Annotated in this window: 1 protein-coding gene; it reads left to right on the top strand. The window is 36.8% G+C overall.

The annotated features are described in order from the left end of the window. Positions 1-329 precede the first annotated feature (329 nt). Positions 330-776: a type III secretion system regulatory chaperone ExsC gene (gene exsC / locus R8N49_RS26335; RefSeq protein WP_005464682.1), complete on the top strand. Its 447-nt coding sequence runs from the start codon at positions 330-332 to the stop codon at positions 774-776. The last annotated feature ends 28 nt before the right edge of the window (positions 777-804 follow it).

Consider the following 804-nt stretch of genomic DNA (forward strand, 5'->3'; position numbering starts at 1 on the left):
ATGTGTACGTTTAAATTTTCGGCTTATATTTATTCTACAGATGGACAGCAATAACGTTCCACGTACAACACGTAATTAACATAGTATTTAATTTTTAAGATAACACAATTCTAATTCTTCATCGCTTGTCGATATAAACCAAAATCTCACCATAATAGAATTTAATAACCGTTAATCTTTATATGCACCAGCACTCATTTGTAAGAATAGAAGCAAGGTGTCAATTCTGGGTTTCCGGCCAAAATATAATAACTAACAACCAAAATTGATAAACACACCCCACGATATCGAATATGTTTCCCGATAAAATTCTCAAAAGGACTGTTTCTATGTCAGCACGCCAAACTATCGATGAGGTTTTACAGAAGTTTGCTCATCAAATAGGCTTGCCTGAACTGCATTTGACGGACAATGAACTAAGCTTAGCTTTTGATGATCACTTGAAGGTTCATTTCATCTTTCATCCAGAAACGAATACGCTGCAACTGGAAGCGGAAATTGTTGGATTACAAATCGTCAATTCTGATCTTTATCGTTCTTTTTTGGCGTTCAATTACCATTGGCCAGAACACCAATTATTTTTCAGTTTAGATAATCATAGGCACGTACTGTGTTTGAATAAACTGATTGGCATCGAGCAATTGGATTATGAATATTTTGAAAATGCGTTGGCGGAATTGTTGACGCAAAGCGAGTCATGGGAGTCGTTGCTATCTGCTCACGTAGTGGCCGAAGAGACGCCTGCTATGCCTCAAAGTTTAGATCTGAGAGTTTAGGTGTCTTATGTCTAATGACATCCAATCT

This window comes from Vibrio sp. 1978, from assembly GCF_033344345.1.

Excerpts from the sequence above, each read along its gene's own strand:
- exsC (WP_005464682.1), top strand. The coding sequence starts at position 330 with ATGTCAGCACGCCAAACTATCGATGAGGTTTTACAGAAGTTTGCTCAT.